At 68.4% G+C, this 16,097-nt stretch carries 13 protein-coding genes; 6 read left to right on the top strand and 7 right to left on the bottom strand.

Annotated features, from left to right (window positions below):
• Window positions 1-13: 13 nt before the first annotated feature.
• Genes ACFU8W_RS34310 through ACFU8W_RS34290 form a run of 5 tightly spaced genes read left to right on the top strand, consistent with a single transcriptional unit; the run spans window position 14 to window position 6,069 of the window.
• Window positions 14-1,732 (top strand): ABC transporter substrate-binding protein, encoded by a 1,719-nt coding sequence (locus ACFU8W_RS34310; RefSeq protein WP_384045714.1) that lies wholly within the window; start codon window positions 14-16, stop codon window positions 1,730-1,732.
• Between the two features lie 59 nt (window positions 1,733-1,791).
• On the top strand, window positions 1,792-2,793 hold the full coding sequence (locus ACFU8W_RS34305; RefSeq protein WP_384045711.1) for an ABC transporter permease: 1,002 nt from the start codon (window positions 1,792-1,794) through the stop codon (window positions 2,791-2,793).
• The gene (locus tag ACFU8W_RS34300; protein WP_384045708.1) at window positions 2,793-3,806 is read left to right on the top strand and encodes an ABC transporter ATP-binding protein; all 1,014 of its coding nucleotides are present in this window, start codon (window positions 2,793-2,795) and stop codon (window positions 3,804-3,806) included. Before ACFU8W_RS34305 ends, ACFU8W_RS34300 begins: the two co-directional genes overlap by 1 nt.
• Window positions 3,803-4,804, top strand: coding sequence for an ABC transporter ATP-binding protein (locus ACFU8W_RS34295; RefSeq protein ID WP_384045705.1), 1,002 nt, complete (start codon window positions 3,803-3,805; stop codon window positions 4,802-4,804). Before ACFU8W_RS34300 ends, ACFU8W_RS34295 begins: the two co-directional genes overlap by 4 nt.
• A gap of 53 nt (window positions 4,805-4,857) precedes the next feature.
• On the top strand, window positions 4,858-6,069 hold the full coding sequence (locus ACFU8W_RS34290; RefSeq protein ID WP_345516392.1) for an amidohydrolase family protein: 1,212 nt from the start codon (window positions 4,858-4,860) through the stop codon (window positions 6,067-6,069).
• Between the two features lie 426 nt (window positions 6,070-6,495).
• Here ACFU8W_RS34290 and ACFU8W_RS34285 read toward each other — a convergent pair whose 3' ends face one another.
• The 5 genes from ACFU8W_RS34285 to ACFU8W_RS34265 form a co-directional block, all read right to left on the bottom strand.
• The gene (locus ACFU8W_RS34285; RefSeq protein WP_384045701.1) at window positions 6,496-7,680 is read right to left on the bottom strand and encodes an MFS transporter; all 1,185 of its coding nucleotides are present in this window, start codon (window positions 7,678-7,680) and stop codon (window positions 6,496-6,498) included.
• Window positions 7,681-7,785: 105 nt separating this feature from the next.
• Window positions 7,786-9,105, bottom strand: coding sequence for a purine-cytosine permease family protein (locus ACFU8W_RS34280; protein WP_384045698.1), 1,320 nt, complete (start codon window positions 9,103-9,105; stop codon window positions 7,786-7,788).
• 94 nt (window positions 9,106-9,199) lie between these two features.
• Complete coding sequence (locus ACFU8W_RS34275; protein ID WP_384045695.1) at window positions 9,200-10,627, bottom strand: DUF1116 domain-containing protein; 1,428 nt, start codon at window positions 10,625-10,627, stop codon at window positions 9,200-9,202.
• Complete coding sequence (gene fdrA / locus ACFU8W_RS34270; protein WP_384045692.1) at window positions 10,624-12,168, bottom strand: acyl-CoA synthetase FdrA; 1,545 nt, start codon at window positions 12,166-12,168, stop codon at window positions 10,624-10,626. Before fdrA ends, ACFU8W_RS34275 begins: the two co-directional genes overlap by 4 nt.
• A complete protein-coding gene (locus ACFU8W_RS34265) occupies window positions 12,165-13,010 on the bottom strand; it encodes a DUF2877 domain-containing protein (RefSeq protein ID WP_384045687.1) in 846 nt (281 codons plus the stop codon). Before ACFU8W_RS34265 ends, fdrA begins: the two co-directional genes overlap by 4 nt.
• A 202-nt stretch (window positions 13,011-13,212) precedes the next feature.
• Between ACFU8W_RS34265 and ACFU8W_RS34260 the strand changes: the two genes are divergently transcribed.
• A complete protein-coding gene (locus ACFU8W_RS34260) occupies window positions 13,213-14,142 on the top strand; it encodes a carbamate kinase (RefSeq protein WP_384045684.1) in 930 nt (309 codons plus the stop codon).
• Window positions 14,143-14,330: 188 nt separating this feature from the next.
• Here ACFU8W_RS34260 and ACFU8W_RS34255 read toward each other — a convergent pair whose 3' ends face one another.
• Together ACFU8W_RS34255 and cynR are read right to left on the bottom strand one after the other, a co-directional pair.
• Entirely contained in the window at window positions 14,331-14,981 is a 651-nt protein-coding gene (locus ACFU8W_RS34255) for a GntR family transcriptional regulator (RefSeq protein WP_345516251.1), read from the bottom strand.
• A gap of 147 nt (window positions 14,982-15,128) precedes the next feature.
• Window positions 15,129-16,037 (bottom strand): transcriptional regulator CynR, encoded by a 909-nt coding sequence (gene cynR, locus ACFU8W_RS34250; protein ID WP_384045681.1) that lies wholly within the window; start codon window positions 16,035-16,037, stop codon window positions 15,129-15,131.
• Window positions 16,038-16,097 lie beyond the last annotated feature (60 nt).

The raw sequence follows: 16,097 nt of genomic DNA, 5'->3' as shown, positions 1-16,097 counted from the left end.
GCAAGGAGACGCAGTGAAACGAAGCACCATGACGGCGCTCGCCCTGACGGTCAGTGCCGGGCTGGCTCTGACCGCCTGTGGCGGCGCCAAGCCGGCCCCTGGTTCCGGCTCCGACTCCAAGGCCGACGCCTACGCGCCGGTGACGATCGGGAAGGGCTACACCACCAAGGGGGGGAACATCAACGTCCTGATGTCCTCGGACTTCCAGACGCTGGACCCCGGCAACAGCAACTACGTGCAGACCGCCAACGTCGGGCAGCTGTACTACCGCACACTGACCATGGCCAAGGAGACCGCCGGCCGGCCGCCGACCATCGTGCCGGATCTGGCCACCGACCTGGGCAAGCCCTCCGCCGACGGCCTCACCTGGACCTACACCCTCAAGAAGGGGGTGAAGTTCGAGGACGGCACACCGATCACCAGCCAGGCCATCAAGTACGGGGTCGAGCGCACCTACGCCCGCGATGTCTTCACCCAGGCACCGCAGGAACTGAACTCCGCCCTGGCCGACGACGGGTACAAGGGCCCGTACTCCGGCGGTGACTTCAAGGCGATCGACACCCCGGACGACCACACCGTCGTCTTTCACCTCAAGCAGCCGTTCGCCGAGTTCCCCGCCCTGGTTTCGCGGTCGAACACGGCGCCGGTGCCACGGGCCAAGGACACCAAGCTCGACTACACCAACCACCCGGTCTCGTCGGGCCCGTACAAGATCAAGTCGTACGACCGCGGCCGGTCGATGAAGCTGGTCCGCAACGACCAGTGGGACCCGGCCACTGATCCGAACCGGCCCGCCCTGCCGGACACGTTCACCTTCACCCTGTCCACCGCCCAGGCCACCATCAGCCAGCAACTGCTCGCCGACTCGGATCCGACGGCGATCACCTTGGACAGCAACGGTGGCCTGCAGGCGTCCGACGCGGCCAAGCTCAACGATCCCAAGGTCAAGACGCGCACCGCGGCGGGCCTGCTGGGCTGCACGGACGTGCTGAACTTCAACACCGAGACGATCAAGGATCCTCAGGTGCGCAAGGCGATGGCGCTCTCCATCGACCGGAGCGCCGTCCAGGTGCAGTACGGCGGCGGACGGTTCGGCAAGCTGGCCCAGTCGTACATCAACCCGGCTCAGCGTGGATACGTCGAGCAGCACACCGACCTGGACCCGACCGGCAAGCCGAAGCTGGACGAGGCCAAGAAGCTGCTGGAAGGCAAGAAGGTTCCCAAGAAGCTGGTGTACGGCTACGCCGACACCAACGCCCGGTACAAGAACGTCGGCACCGTGCTGCAGCAGAACTTCAAGAAGCTCGGTATCGACCTGCAGCTGCGCCCGATCCCGGCCGCCAACTACTACACCGTGCTGGCCGGTGACCAGATGCCGGACATCGCCCGCAGCGGCTGGTGCGGCGGCGCGGACAGCGGTTCGGTGCGCACCACCATCGACCCGAACGTGGGGCCGAGCCTGGACGGGAAGACCTACGGCTTCTCCAACATCCCGCGGTACCACGACCCGAAGATCTCCAGTGACATGTACAAGCTGCGTGGCACCAACGGGCCCAGCGAGGAACTCGGCAAGAAGTGGGCCACCCTGTTCGACCGGGCCATGCAGGACTACCCGCTGGTTCCGTTGGTGCGCAGCTACACCAGCAGCGTGGTCGGCTCCAAGGTCCGCAACGCGCAGATGGGTTACTTCTTCGGCGCCATAGACCTGTCGATCGTCGGCGCCGAGCGCTGACGCTCGCGGCACAAGAGAGGTGGAACGGTGAGTTCATCCCGAGCCGGCAGGTCACGCCCATGACCGGATTCCTGATGCGGCGGTTCGTCGCGATGATCGTGCTTTTGTTTGTCATCAGCTTCGTGACGTTCAGCCTGTTCCAGCTCGGTCCGGCGGACCCTGCCGCCGCGGCCTGCGGCCAGGAGTGCACTCCGCAACGCATCGCGGAGGCCCGGGTCGCGCTCGGGATGGACAAACCGTTCCTCACCCAGTACCTCACCTACATGTCGGGGCTGCTGGGCAGCCATATGGTCGGCGCGCCGGGCGCGGAAACCCTGTGCTCCTGGCCGTGTCTGGGCAAGTCCTTCCAGACCAACGAGGATGTCACCACGATCATCGAGCGGGCCCTGCCGTACACGCTGTCGATGGCCAGCGGTGCGATCGTGCTGTGGACCATCGCCGGCGTCGGGCTGGGCCTGCTCGCGGCGCTGCGCAAGGGCCGGTTCACCGACAAGCTGATCGTCGGCGCCGCCTCGGTCGGGGTGTCCCTCCCCATTCCGGTGACCGGCCTGTTGCTGCTGCTGTTCTTCGTCAGCACGCTGAACCTTCTGCCGTTCACCACCAATGAGATCGCCTCACCGTTCGGCGCCGCGGGTCCGGGCGGCTGGTTCTTGAACTACCTGCTGCCCTGGGTGGCACTGGCGGTGCTGTTCAGCGCGCAGTACATCCGGGTCACCCGCAGCAACATGCTGGAGACCTTCGGCGAGGACTTCATGCGCACCGCGCGCTCGAAGGGCCTGTCCCGGCGGCACGTCGTGTTCAAGCACGGTGCGCGGGCCGGCATCACTCCGGTGGTCACCATGCTCGGGCTGGACATCGGCGGCCTGTTGGGCGGTGCTGTGCTCACCGAGCAGATCTTCTCGGTGCCGGGTGTCGGATTCACCGCGGTGCACGCCGCGCAGGCCGGCGACCTGCCGGTCACCATGGCCATCACCATGATGGCCGCGTTCTTCATCATCGTCGCCAACGTCCTGGTCGACATCGCCTACGCGGTGATCGACCCGCGAGTGAGGGTCGCCTGATGACCACGCCCGAAGCCGCGCCCATGCTCGCCATCCGCGACCTGCGGGTGAACTTCCCGACCGATGACGGCGTGGTGCACGCGGTCAACGGCATGGGCCTGACCCTGGCGCGCGGGGAAACCGTCGGAATCGTCGGCGAATCCGGCTCCGGCAAGACCGTCACGAGCCAGGCGCTGATGGGGCTGCTCAAGGGCACCTCGGCCACCGTCACCGGGCAGATCCTTCTGGACGGAGAGGATCTCAACGCGCTCACCGAGGCGCAGATGCGTGCCCACCGGGGCAAGAAGATCGCGATGATCTTCCAAGACCCGCTGTCGGCGATGCACCCGTTCTACCCGGTCGGGGTGCAGATCGCCGAGGCCTATCGGGTGCACAACGACGTGTCCAGGAAGGCCGCGGCGCAGGTCGCCATCGATATGCTCGGCCGGGTCGGGATTCCCGACCCGAGCCGCCGTTACTCGGCGTACCCGCACGAGTTCTCCGGCGGCATGCGGCAGCGCGCGATGATCGCCATGGCGCTGGTCTGCGAACCCGAGCTGCTGATCGCCGACGAACCCACCACCGCGCTGGACGTCACCGTGCAGGCCCAGATCCTCGATCTGCTGGGCGAGCTGCAGGAGGAGACCGGGACCTCGGTGATCCTGGTGACCCACGACCTCGGCGTGGTCGCCGAGGTCTGTCACCAGGTCGTGGTGATGTACGGCGGGGAGTGCGTGGAGCAGGCGACCGTCGCCGACCTGTTCAGCGACCCGCGACACCCCTACACCCAGGGGCTGCTGGCTTCGATGCCGTCACTGGCAAGGCGGTCCGAGCGGCTCAACCCGATCCCGGGTTTCCCGCCGTCGCTGCTGGCGCTGCCCGACGGCTGCCTGTTCGCGGACCGCTGTCCGAAGACACACCTGGTGCCCGACAACGCCTGTGGTACGCGCCGGCCGACCCTGATCGGACCCGACGGGCACCCATCTCGGTGCCACCTGGAGATCCTGCAACCGACCGGAGATGTGGTCCGATGACGCCGCTGCTGCAGGTCACCGACCTGACCAAACACTTCCCGATCCGCTCCCGCGCCTTCCGGTCCGCCGGCGGCGTGATCAAGGCCGTTGACGGCGTCAGCTTCTCGGTCGACGCCGGGCAGACCCTCGGGCTGGTGGGAGAGTCAGGTTGCGGCAAGTCGACCACCGGCCGACTGCTCATGCGGCTGCTGGCGCCCACGTCCGGGAGCATCCAGCTCGACGGCCGGGAGATCGCCGAACTGCGCACGTCGGACCTGCAGGAGTACCGCCGCCGGGTGCAGATGGTGTTCCAGAACCCCTCCTCCTCCCTCAACCCGCGTCAGTCCGTGGGCAGCGCGATCGCCGCACCGCTGCTGGCCCAACGGGTCACGCCGGCCGGCGGCGTCAAGGCCAAGGTGCGGGATCTGATGGACCGGGTGGGGTTGCGCCCCGACCACTACAACCGCTTCCCGCACGAGTTCTCCGGCGGCCAGAAGCAGCGCGTAGGCATCGCCCGGGCGCTCGCCCTGGACCCGCAGCTGATCATCTGCGACGAACCGGTATCCGCGCTGGACGTCTCGGTGCAGGCGCAGGTGATCAATCTGCTCGAGGACATCCAGCGGGACACCGGGGTGGCGTACCTCTTCATCGCCCACGACCTGTCCGTGGTCCAGCACTTCGCCGACCGCATCGCGGTGATGTACCTGGGCAAGATCATGGAATACGGAGACACCGAAAGGGTTTTCGGCGCTCCGGAACATCCCTACACCCGGGCGCTGCTGTCCGCCGTCCCACAACCGGACCCGGCGGCAGACCGGAGCGGGCGGATCCGGCTGTCCGGAGATCTGCCCAGCCCGGCCGACCCGCCGCGCGGCTGCGTGTTCCGGTCCAGGTGTCCGGTGCATCCGCGGCTGGACCCACAACGCCGGCAGCTGTGCACAGACAGTGTGCCGAGCGGCAACATCGCCTGCCATCACACCGATGTCGCAGCCGAGGCACTGGCCACGACAACCCGGTAACCCGTTCCGCATCCGGGTGAGCAGTCCCACCGCACAACAGAAAGGTGACAACAGTGTTGATCCGTGACGTCCGTCCCTGGGGTGGCCGGCGCAGCGACGTCGACCTGTCCGGCGATCGCATCGCGGCAATCCGACCGCACGACCCGGCCGCGCAGCCGGCCGGCGAGGTGGTCGAAGGCCGTGGCCGGCTGTTGCTGCCCTCGTTCAGCGATGTGCACGTGCACCTGGACTCGACCCGGATCGGCCTGCCGTTCCGGCCGCACACCGGCGGCCCGGGAGTCTGGACGATGATGCTCAACGACCGGCAGAACTGGCGCACCGCAGAGGTTTCGCTCATGGAGCGAGTGGCCGGCACCCTGGAGCGGATGATCGCCCGCGGCACCACCCGGGTGCGGTCGTACGCCCAGGTGGACGTGGACTGCAAGCTCGAGAAGTTCGATGCCGTGGTGGCCGCGAAGGAGAAGTTCGCCGGTCAGGCCGACGTCCAGATCATGACGTTCCCGCAGGCCGGCATCCTCCGTGAGAAGGGCACCGTCGACTACCTGGAGGCCTCGCTGAAGGCGGGCGCCGATGTGATCGGTGGCATCGACCCCTGTAGCCTCGACCGGGATCCCAAGGGGCACTTGGACATCGTGTTCGGGCTGGCCGAGAAGTACCAGGTCGAGGTGGACATCCACCTGCACGAGCCGGGTCATCTCGGGGTGTTCTCCACCGATCTGGTGCTCGAGCGCACCCGGGCACTGGGCATGCAGGGCAAGGTCACGATGTCCCACGCCTACGAGCTGGGCTCGATCTCCGAATCGGTGAGCCGCCGCATCATCGACGACTTCGCCGAGCTGGACATCGCGATGGCCACCGTGGCACCACCGGACCGCGGACAGCTGTCTCTGGTGGCGCTGACGGAGGCCGGTGTCCGGGTGGGCCTGGGCGAGGACGGCCAGCGCGACTACTGGAGCCCCTACGGCAACTGCGACATGCTCGACCGCACCTGGCAGCTGGCCTTCACCAACAACTTCCGCCGTGATGATCTGATCGAAATGTCGCTGGCGGTCGCGACCGTCGGCGGGGCCTCGATCATGAGCCACGACGTTGCCCGGCCGGCCGGGGTCACCGACCGGCCCGGCGTGGCCGTCGGCGACCGTGCCGACCTGCTGCTGGTCGACGGCGAGACGCCGACCAGTGCCGTGATGGACCGCGGCAGCGACCGCACCGTCCTGCACGACGGCGTCGTCGTCGCCGACCAACTGGCCCTGGTACGCCGCTGAGCCCGCGAGCAACAGCCCTTGCCCGTCCCGACGCCGAGAACTGCAGCTCGCCGTCCCGGACCACCGCTCGCCCGCCGGGCATGACGAGTTCACGCCGAGCGGCTCGGCCCACAACGTCCGGCACGCTCTCGGCGTCGATCAGAACGTGTCCGCCGGTGCACCCGGCCGCGAGGTCGCGGTTGCACCGGCGCACGAATCCCGCTGCGCAGGGTGATCGGACGTCGCGGAGTGCGCTGCCGCCTCACCAGATGCACACATTCCGGCTGGACAAGCAGGTGTTCCTGAACACGCCGGCGAGGCTGTCGGCCGTCCGGCAGTCGTGGCTCCGCGAGCTCTACGACCGGGTGCGGAAGCCGCGCAACACCTTCCTGGACCAGTGCCGTGACCGGCAGGCTCTGCCGGTCACGGCACTGGGGAAGCGCGCGACTATGCGGCCTCGTCTCCGCTGTACCTCAAGAGCTGAGGAACACAGAGCGCGAGCACCGCAAGCACCGCGACCAACAGCAGTGCGCTCAGGAACGTGGTCGTCCCCACTCCGGCCCACTGCGCCGCCGCGCCGAGACCCAGCGACGCGAACGGCATGACACCGATGGCCAGTTCCTGGATTCCCAGGACGCGCCCCTGGACCGACGGTTTGGTGACCATGAGCAGCAGGGTCGTCTGCAGTACGCCGAAGGACGCGCTCATCACACCGATGCACGCCATCAGGACGAAGGAGAGAGCCACGCTGTGGGACAGCGCGAAGAGTGACCACAGGGACGCCCACGTCGCCGTGCCGAAGACGAACAGGCCGCCCTTGAACCTGAAGTCGCCGAGCATGGCGATGACCAGCGAGCCGACGAGTCCGCCCGCGCCGCTGCAGGTCAGGAGCCAGCCCAGGCCCGCGGCGTCGAGGCCCAATGCCTCTTGGGCGAAGACGGGCATGAACGCCTGGTAGATGGGCCACAGAAGGACGTTCGCGGCGAGTGTGACACCGAGGACGCTCGCGGCGAGCCGGTCGGTGAGCACGGTACGGACGCCGGCGCGCAGCATCGTGACGAAGGACCCGGGGCCGAAATCGGATGCGACCCCGGTCGTGCGTCCGCCACTGCTGCGGAGCGGCCACAGGGCGGCAAGTGACACCCCGTACCAAGCAGTTGAGATCCAGAGGGCCTCGGGTGCACCCAGGGTGCTGATCATCGCGCCGCCGATGGCCGGTCCGACGACCTGGGTCATGTTCATCGCCATGGCGTTCAGGGCGTTCGCGTTGCTCAGGTTCTCCCGTCCCACGAGATCGAGGACCAACGCGAAACGGGCGGGCTGCGACGGCGACTGGGCCAGGCCGATGGCAAGCCCGCCGAGCACCAGCGCCCAGTACGGAACCCGGAAGAACGACTCCATCGTCGCCACCACCGACACCGCGCCCAACGCCCAGGAGCAGGCGAGGGCGAGGAGGCGCACCCGGTCGTACCGGTCCGACAGCACACCGGCGAACGGGCCGAGCAGCATCGGGGCCAGGCGCACCGCGGTGAACACGGCGAGGAGCATCTCGGAGCGGGTCGTCTCGAAGACGAGCCAGCCAAGGATCAGCGTCTGCGTCCAGGCCCCGCAGAAGAAGAACAGGTTGGACACCCACAGCCACCGGAAGCCGGTGCTGCTCTGCAGGGACGACAGCGCCCTGGTCGCTCTCGGGGCCGTGGGTGTCGCAACGGTGTGGTTTCTGGGAGGGGAGGCCATCTACCGCGCGGCCGCCGGCCTCGTGAGGACTCGCTCCAGAACCACGTACGCGACCACCGCCACGACGAGGCCGCTCACGGCGTCCGAGAACTGCGGCGCATACCAGTGGACGAGCCCGCCCACCATGGCGCCGGCGGCCCACGCGGCGAAGGCCGTGGGCCGTACGGCAGTGGTGGGGCGCCGGTCGACGCGGCTGCGCAGGATCACCTGGTCGGCGATGAGCACGCCGCCGAGGGGCGGGACGAAGACGCTGAGGACGACCAGCCAGTCGAGGAAGTGGTCCCATACGCCGGCGAGAGCGGCGGCAGTGCCGATGATGCCCAGGACGAGGGTCGTGACCCTCATCTTGGTACGGGTCAGATGCGACCAGCTGAGCGCCCCGTTGTAGAGGCAGTGGCTGCACACCGAGCCGAGGTTGACCAGGACGAACACAGCCGCGAGGGCGTCGAGGAGGACGCCGTGGTCACCGGTGAGGATCGGCAGGAAGTTGCCGCCGACCGTGGCTGCTGAGGCGATGGCACCGGCCGCGACGACAATGCCGCCGGTGATCTGGGCGACCATGCTGGCCAGCGGGAACGCGGTCGCGGTCGCGAGGACGGCCTGCTTGCCGTTCTTGGACCATCGGGTGAAGTCCGCGGTCATCGTGCCCGAGTCGGCGAACGTGGCCATGATGAGCGACACGGCCGCGCCGAACGTCATGGCGTTGTCAGGTGCGACGCCCTGGTAGTCGAGCACCGCACCCAGGCTGTGGTCCCGGGACACGATGACGATGGCTATCAGACCGACGATGATGAACAGCGGCGCGGCGATGGCACCGAGCCACGACAGGGCACGGATGCCGAGATAGGTGATCGCGACGAAAATCGCGCCCGCGAGTACGGCGACGAGTTGTTCGTGCCAGCCGAAGGCCTGGTTGAGGGTCGCTCCGGTGGCACCGGTGTTGAAGGCGAACCAACCCACGACGATCGTGGCCAGGAAGCCGGAGGCGACGACGTGACCGATGCGGCCGAAGGTCTTCGTGGCCTGGAGGGCGAAGTTCTCGCCGGTGCTGCCCGCTCGATGGCTGAGCAGACCGACGTACACGAACATGACGAGGTTGGCGACGAGGATGGCGGCCAGCCCGCGCCAGAAACCCAGGACTGCGACGACGACCCCGCCGGGTACGGCGTTGGTGAGGATCATCGGGAATCCGAACCACACGGCCGACACGGTCAGGAGGGACTTACGCCGTTCCTGGGGAACGGGGCTGTGCTCGTACTCCGAGTCGAGCTCTGTGCTCGGGTGCGCGGCATCGGCCGCGACGGGTATACGACTGTCCATGGGCGAGTCTCCGAGGTGGGGCAGGTCCTGCCGTCCCACTCCCGTGGTCGCCGGGAGGGCGGACGGGAGTGGGACGACAGGAACTGGCGCGTGGTCAGATGAGGGAGTCGGCGAGGGCCTTGGCGGCCTTCTCGAAGACCTCGACGGGCGGGTGTGTGATGCCGGCGCCGATCATGCCGATGCCCGCTTCCTTGTGGGCGATCGCGGTGTTGATGACCGGCAGGATCCCGGTGGCCAGGACCTTGCGTACGTCGATCCCGGTGGGGATGCCCTGGAAGTCGAGCATGGGGATGGTGACGTTGGGGTTCTGTGCCGTGGTGATCTCGCCCATCTGGCGTGTGAAGCCGATGGCCTCCTGCACGGTGCCGCCGACGAGGGCGACGATGGCGGGCGCGGTGGCCATGGCGAAGCCGCCGAAGCCGTAGGTCTCGCTGATCGCGCTGTCGCCGATGTCGAGGCCGGAGTCCTCCGGCTTGTATCCGGCGAACATCGGGCCGACGACCTTTTGGGCGGGCCCGGTGAACCACTGGTTTCCGCCCAGGCCACTGACCCGTACGCCGAACTCGACGCCGTTGCGGGCCATCGTGGTGACGATGGTCGAGCCCTCGATGCCATGGGCCGCGTCCATGGCGGCCTTCGCCATGGCCAGCCATGTCGGGCCGGAGAAATAGTCCGAGCTGGCGATGAAGTCGAAGACTTCCTTCTTCTGCTCGGTGGTGAAGCCGGTCTGCAGCAGGGACGGGGCGAGCGCCTGCAGGAGCAGCAGGGTGCCCGCGATATTGCGGTTGTGGCACTCGTCGCCCATGTGCAGCGCCTGCGAGAGCAGCAGCCGCAGATCGATGGGGCCGCCGATCTCCATGGCTTCCTTGAGCATGGGGCCGAGCACGTCGCGCATCCAGACGAGCCGCTCGATCACCGACTCGTCGTTCGCCCCCATGCGGAGGATCTTCGCCATCTGCTCGGACAGGTTGGTGTACGCCGTGTTGCCGTATGTCTCGTTGTGGACGATGTGCATGTACATCGACGCGGAGGTGACTCCGGCCATCGAACCGACGCAGTCGTGCTCGTGACACGGCGAGAAGGTGATCTCACCGGAGGCGGCGAGTACGGCGGCCTCTTCCAGGTCGGCGGCGAGACCCTCGAAGACGAGCGCACCGGTGACGGCGCCCTTCATCGCTCCGGCCATGCGGTCCCAGGTGATGGGCGGTCCCGCGTGCAGAATCGTCGTCGGGGTCATACCGGGTACGACGTCGATGGCGCGGCCGAAACCGGTCAGCATGGGCCGGGAGTTGGCGATCCGTTCGACGGCGAGGGCGTTGGCCTCCTCGATCCGCGCGGCAACCTCCGGGACCTCCAGGGCGTCGAGGGCGGCGAGGATCTCGGGCTTGCCTCCACCCGGCGGCGTCCAGTCGAGCGTGGTGACCTTGGCGCCCTGGGCGGCGATGTCCTCGTCGAACATGACCAGGCCGACGTTGACGACGTCGAGGTCGCTCTCGAAGAGGCTGGTGATGCGGTTGCTCATGCGTGCTTGACCTTCCGGGCTATGGCACGGGCGAACTGGCCCGTCTCGGTGCTGCTGCGGGTGACGGTGACGCCGGCTGCCTGCAGGGCGGCGATCTGGTCGGCCGGCACCGGGGTGTCGAGGTCCGTGCCCAGGACGTAGCCGACGATCTCCAGGTGGCGGCCCGCTTCGGCGGCGATCGCCTTGGCCTGCTCGATGACCGGCAGGGTGACGCCGACCGGGTCCTCGTGGGCGCCGAAGCCGAGGATGAAGTCCATGACGACGGCGGCGACCTCCGGGTCCTTGGCCTCCTCGACCAGGCGGGCCAGCCGCAGGGAGGGGTCGATCATGGGGTGCGGGCGGCCGTTGGTGAAGTCGTCGTCACCGAAGTCGAGGAAGGTGTGCCCCGTGCTGGGGCTGTCGGCGGTCAGCCGGCGCTCGGGGTCCTTCTGGATGTTGCTCCATACGTCGTCGCCGCTCTCGAGCATCGCGTACATCGACTCGTCGCACAGGGTGCCGCCGCAGAACAGGCCGCGTACGAACCGCTGTTCCGGCTTGAGGAGGGCGGCGACCTCGTCGACCCGGCGCGTGTCGAGCGGCTCGACGGCCGCGTCCGGGTTCACGCCGAGACGTACCGCCTGCAGGGCGGCGTCCTGGCTGCCGGACGCGAAGTGTCCGCCGGCCGCGACGACCGCTTCCTCGGAGCCTCCGACGAAGTAGACGACGACGGGCTTGCCCGCGGTGGCGATCTCGGCAAGCACCTTCTTCTCGACCGAGGGGGCCGGCGGCTTGGAGACGAGCACGATCACACTGGTGGCCGGGTCGGCAGCGAGTGCCCGGATGCCGTCGATCATCATGATGCCGCCGACCTGCTCGCTCAGGTCGCGACCGCCGGTGCCGATGAGCTGCGAGACACCCGCGCCCAGGGCGTGGATACGGACGCTGACCTCCTGCGCGCCTGTGCCCGATGCGGCGACCACGCCGACCGAGCCGGGGCGGACGGCGTTGCCGAAGCACAGGGCGACATTGTTGATGATCGCGGTGCCGCAGTCCGGGCCCATCATCAACAGGCCCTTTTCGTGGGCCAGTTCCTTGAGGGCGACCTCCTCCTCGACCGGGACGTTGTCGCTGAAGAGCAGTACGTGCAGGTCGTTCTCAAGGGCCTTGCGGGCCTCACGGCCGGCGTAGGCGCCATTGACCGCGATCACGGCGAGGTTGGCGGCCGGGTTGTCCTGCGCGGCGGCCGCGATGGTCCGGTGGGTGATGGTCGCCTCGCCCGTGGCGGACGCCTTGCGCTGGAGGAGCTCTTCGACACGCGCGAGGACCTCGTCGGCGTCGGCTCCCTCGCGGGCTTCGACCACGACCATGAGGTCGCCGTTGCCCGCGGCTTCGAGTTCGGGTGTGAGCAGGCCGAGGTTGCCCAGCACCCCCTTGTTCATCTCCGTGCCCATGGCCACGAAGGCCTGCTTCACCTCGTCGAGGCTGTTCGCCTTCGTCGAGATGGCCATCAGGGATACGGAGTCGAAGTAGGTGTTCTTCTTGACGACTGCTGTGATGCTCACAGCGAACCTCGCAGTTCTCTCTCCAGGTGAAGCCCGGTCACCAGACCGGACAAGGTGTCGGTGCCGGAGGTGTGGCCGTGGGCCAACGCGCGGCGGACCGGGGCTCGGACGGTTTCGATCGCCTGCACTTCGCTCTGCCCGGGGGTGGCGGCGAGGGAGCACAGCACGTCGACCAGTTCTGCGCGGACGCGTCCTGACAGTGCCTCACGCAGGGTGGTCGTACTCAACAAAGTCGTACGGCCGGGCTGCTCGTCGAGTACGTCGTGGAGTGCCCGGGCGAACAGGCCGAGTCTGCTGCCGTCGAGCGACGACAGCAGGACGATGGCGGTGAGGAAGTCGTCGCCGGACGGGGTGAGTCCGGGGCCGAGGCCCAGGAGGGCGAGGACAGCGTCGCGCATGCCGACGGTGTCCGAGGAGCGTACGGCCCGCACCAGCGCATCGCGTCCGTGCTTCAGCGCCGCGCAGACAGCCACCTCCATCGGCGCAGCACCCGGCGATGCGCCGAGCATCCCACCGAGCTCGCCGTCGACGGACACCAGGTGGTGCAGGGCCCGGGCCGCAACTGCAAGGTCTGACGGTGTCAGGGAGTCAAGGCGCGGCAAAATGGGATGCCATTCCGTGGCCCCTCGCACGGAGACCCGAAGGTCACCGAAAGCACCCTGCAGGGCGATACCCTCCGGGCCGAACTCGACGACCCGACCCGCTTCCACCCCACGGTCGAGCCAGTGGGCGATGTCCACGACAAGGGTCCGGGGAGCGTCCCCACTCCCCCGCACAGCCAGCGCCATCAGCCCGCCATCCGGCAACAACAGGTTGGTCACGCCCCGAAAGACGCTCTCCACGCTCCCGCGCCCCCTGAGCGTGCGCAGGTGCGCCAGGAGCACGGCATCACCGGAACACGGGCGCAGAACCGCAGTCGCGCTCACCGATACCACCGCCACTCCTGTCCGACCGGACCGCCAGGGCGCGCTGCGCCTAACCTCAACCGCTGGAGACTGGTATACCATTTTGCAGCCGGAAGCGAACTAGTCGGAGGAGGAGTCCATGCGCATCGTCGTGGCTCTCGGAGGCAACGCGTTGGCACGGCGAGGCGAGCCGATGACGGCGGACCATCTGCGTGCGAACGTCAGGACATCCTGTGAGGCACTCGCCGGACTCGCCGGCGAGCACGAGGTGGTGATCACCCACGGCAACGGCCCGCAGGTGGGCCTGCTCGCCCTGCAGAACCTGGCCTACCAGGACGTCGCTGCGTACCCGCTCGACATATTGGGCGCGGAGACGCAGGGCATGATCGGGTACGTCATCCAGCAGGAGCTCTCGAACGCACTGGGTGGCCGGCGCGAGGTCGCGGCGGTCCTCACGACCACCGAGGTCGACGAGTCCGACCCCGCGTTCAGCCATCCCACCAAGCTGATCGGCCCCATGTACTCCGCCCACGACGCCGCCGACGCGGCGGCCGAGTACCGGTGGACCATCGCGCGTGACGGCGTCGGCTTCCGCCGCGTCGTCCCCTCACCCCACCCGTTGCGCATCGTGCAGGCCCCCCTCGTCCGCACTCTCCTGGAGAACGACCGACTCGTCGTGTGCGTCGGCGGTGGCGGTGTGCCTGTGAAGACCGACAGCAAGGGCCGCCAGACCGGTCTGCAGGCGGTCGTCGACAAGGACCTCGCCAGCGCCGCCCTCGCCGCCGAACTCAAGGCGGACATGCTGGTCATGCTCACGGACGGCGACTACGTCAGCGAGAACTGGGGGACGCCCGAGCAGCGGGACATCCTCACGGCCTCGCCGGAAGCCATCTCCGAGCTGGCCTTCGCCGAAGGGTCGATGAAGCCGAAGGTGGATGCCGCGGTGCGGGTCGCGAAGGCCGGCGGACGCGCGCTCATCGGCCCGCTGGACCGCCTGGACGACCTCCTGGCGCGACGGGTCGGCACGGAGATCCGCTCCGATGTCGCCGATGGGATCGTCTTCGTCTGAGCCGAGGGGTCGCCTTGGCGTGCGGCCGGGGGATCCCCTTCGTACGCCCCGAGAGGGTCACCTCGGGGCGTGGCTGAGGGATCCCCTTCGCGTGCGCCGAGGGATTCACCTGGGTGCACGCGAAGGGGTTCACCTTCGTACGAGCCGCCGCACGAGCGCCCGCGTCTGGCTCAACCGACCGGCTCCGCCTACTCCTTGGAGGACCGCAGATGGGCCACAGCCGCGCTGCGGCCCATCTCCAGGTGCTTCAGCACGAGCTCCTCGACGCGCGGCACGTCCCGCGCCACGATCGCGTCGTAGAGATTCTCGTGCTCCCTCGCCATACCCAGCAGGTCGTCGTGCCGGCTGAGCAGCCAGCGCATGCGGCTGCGAAGGGTGCGCTCCAGCTCGCTCAGCAGCTCGTTCGCGGCCAGTGACGTCACTGTCTGATGGAAGTCAGCCGCGGCGCGCCTCGCCTGTACGGCGTCTCCGCGCCGCGCCGCCTCCAGTTCGGCATCGAGGTCGGCGCGCAGCTTCTCCAGTCCCGCGCGGGTACGCCGCTGAGCCGCCAGCCGGAACGTCAGCGTTTCCAACGCGGAACGCACCTCGCCCAGGTCCGAGACGTCGGTGGGGCTGAACTCCCGCACCACCGCCCAGGTCCGCGGGCGGGGCGTCACAAGGCCCTCCGTCACCAGTGCCTTCAGGGCATCGCGGATGGGCAGCCGGCTCACACCGAGCTCGGCGGCCAGCTCACGCTCGACGAGCTTGCTGCCGGGCCTGCGCACACCATCGAGAATGTCGTCGCGCAACTGACGAGTAACCCGATCCGACTCGGGCTCGAAGCCTTCAGAACCTGCCATGCCGCTCATTCTCTCATCACGTCGAGGAACGTCAGGTTTGGTATACCGCTACTGCCGTACTGGCAATGCCACCCCATGACGAGCGTCCTCCGGTGCGTGCGGTCGCAAGGCGGCCGGAAGTCCTTGGATGGGGTCTCCCCTGCTCGTTCAGGCGGGTGTGTAGCCCCGCTCCCGCACCAGGCGGCTCGCGAGCCGGGCGAAGGCCCGAGCCGCCGCACTCTGGTACGCGCTGTCGCGGCGCAGGAGGGTCACTCGGCGCGCGGGCAGGGGTGGGTCAAGGGCGATCGTTGTGAGGTGCGGATGGTCGTGCGTGATGGCGTCCGGCAGCACTGTGGCCAGCAAGGGGGTGCGCTGCACGATCTCGATGAGGGCCTGAATGGAGTTGGCCTCCACCGCGATGGGCGGGTCGATGCGGTGCTCGGTGAAGTAGCTGTCGATGTGTCCGCGCGTGACGAAGTCATTGCTGAGCAGCGCGAGACGCTGCTCGGCCAACCTGCCGGGCGGCATCGGCTCCCGCGCCGCGGAATCCGCGTCATGGGCCGCGACGACCAGGCTCAAGGTCTCGGTGAACAAGACGTGTGCGCTGATGCCGGCGGGATGTGGCGCCTCGAACGCGATCCCCAGGTCGATCTCGTCCGCCAACAGGCTTGCCTCGATGCGATCCTGTGTCATCTCCCGCACTTCCAGGGTGATCCCGGGATGGCGGGTGTGCAGCTCCTGCACCAGCGGGCCGATGAGGTAGGCCGTGAACGTCGGTGTCATCGCCAGCCGCAGCCTGCCCCGGGACAGGTCCGCCACGTCGAGTACCGCACGGTCGGCCGCCGCGAGGTCCCGCAGGGCCCGCCGGGCATAGTGCACATAGGCGTCGCCGGCGTCAGTGAGCCGGACACTGCGGCCGCTGCGGTCGAGCAGCTGGACGCCGACCACTCGCTCCAGCTGCTTGACCTGCTGGGACAGCGTGGGCTGAGAGATGCGCAGCTCCTCGGCGGCGCGGGTGAAGTTGCCGTGCTCGGCTACGGCGATCAGGTAGCGGAGGTGGCGTAGCTCGGGACCCATGGCCCGAACTATAGGTGTGGGGGCGCGCCCCCTCCTGGTCAGGGCTTCTCGCCGACTGCG

The organism is Streptomyces sp. NPDC057565, assembly GCF_042801455.1.
In the GTDB taxonomy this organism is placed as follows: domain Bacteria; phylum Actinomycetota; class Actinomycetes; order Streptomycetales; family Streptomycetaceae; genus Streptomyces; species Streptomyces yanii.
This window is presented reverse-complemented; position numbering and strand designations above follow the sequence as displayed.

What these genes read in the sequence shown, in the direction of transcription:
- ACFU8W_RS34305 (WP_384045711.1), top strand. Translation starts at nt 1,792, where the DNA reads ATGACCGGATTCCTGATGCGGCGGTTCGTCGCGATGATCGTGCTTTTG.
- ACFU8W_RS34300 (WP_384045708.1), top strand. Translation starts at nt 2,793, where the DNA reads ATGACCACGCCCGAAGCCGCGCCCATGCTCGCCATCCGCGACCTGCGG.
- ACFU8W_RS34295 (WP_384045705.1), top strand. Translation starts at nt 3,803, where the DNA reads ATGACGCCGCTGCTGCAGGTCACCGACCTGACCAAACACTTCCCGATC.
- ACFU8W_RS34280 (WP_384045698.1), bottom strand. Translation starts at nt 9,105, where the DNA reads ATGGACAGTCGTATACCCGTCGCGGCCGATGCCGCGCACCCGAGCACA.
- ACFU8W_RS34275 (WP_384045695.1), bottom strand. Translation starts at nt 10,627, where the DNA reads ATGAGCAACCGCATCACCAGCCTCTTCGAGAGCGACCTCGACGTCGTC.
- ACFU8W_RS34260 (WP_384045684.1), top strand. Translation starts at nt 13,213, where the DNA reads ATGCGCATCGTCGTGGCTCTCGGAGGCAACGCGTTGGCACGGCGAGGC.
- ACFU8W_RS34255 (WP_345516251.1), bottom strand. Translation starts at nt 14,981, where the DNA reads ATGGCAGGTTCTGAAGGCTTCGAGCCCGAGTCGGATCGGGTTACTCGT.
- cynR (WP_384045681.1), bottom strand. Translation starts at nt 16,037, where the DNA reads ATGGGTCCCGAGCTACGCCACCTCCGCTACCTGATCGCCGTAGCCGAG.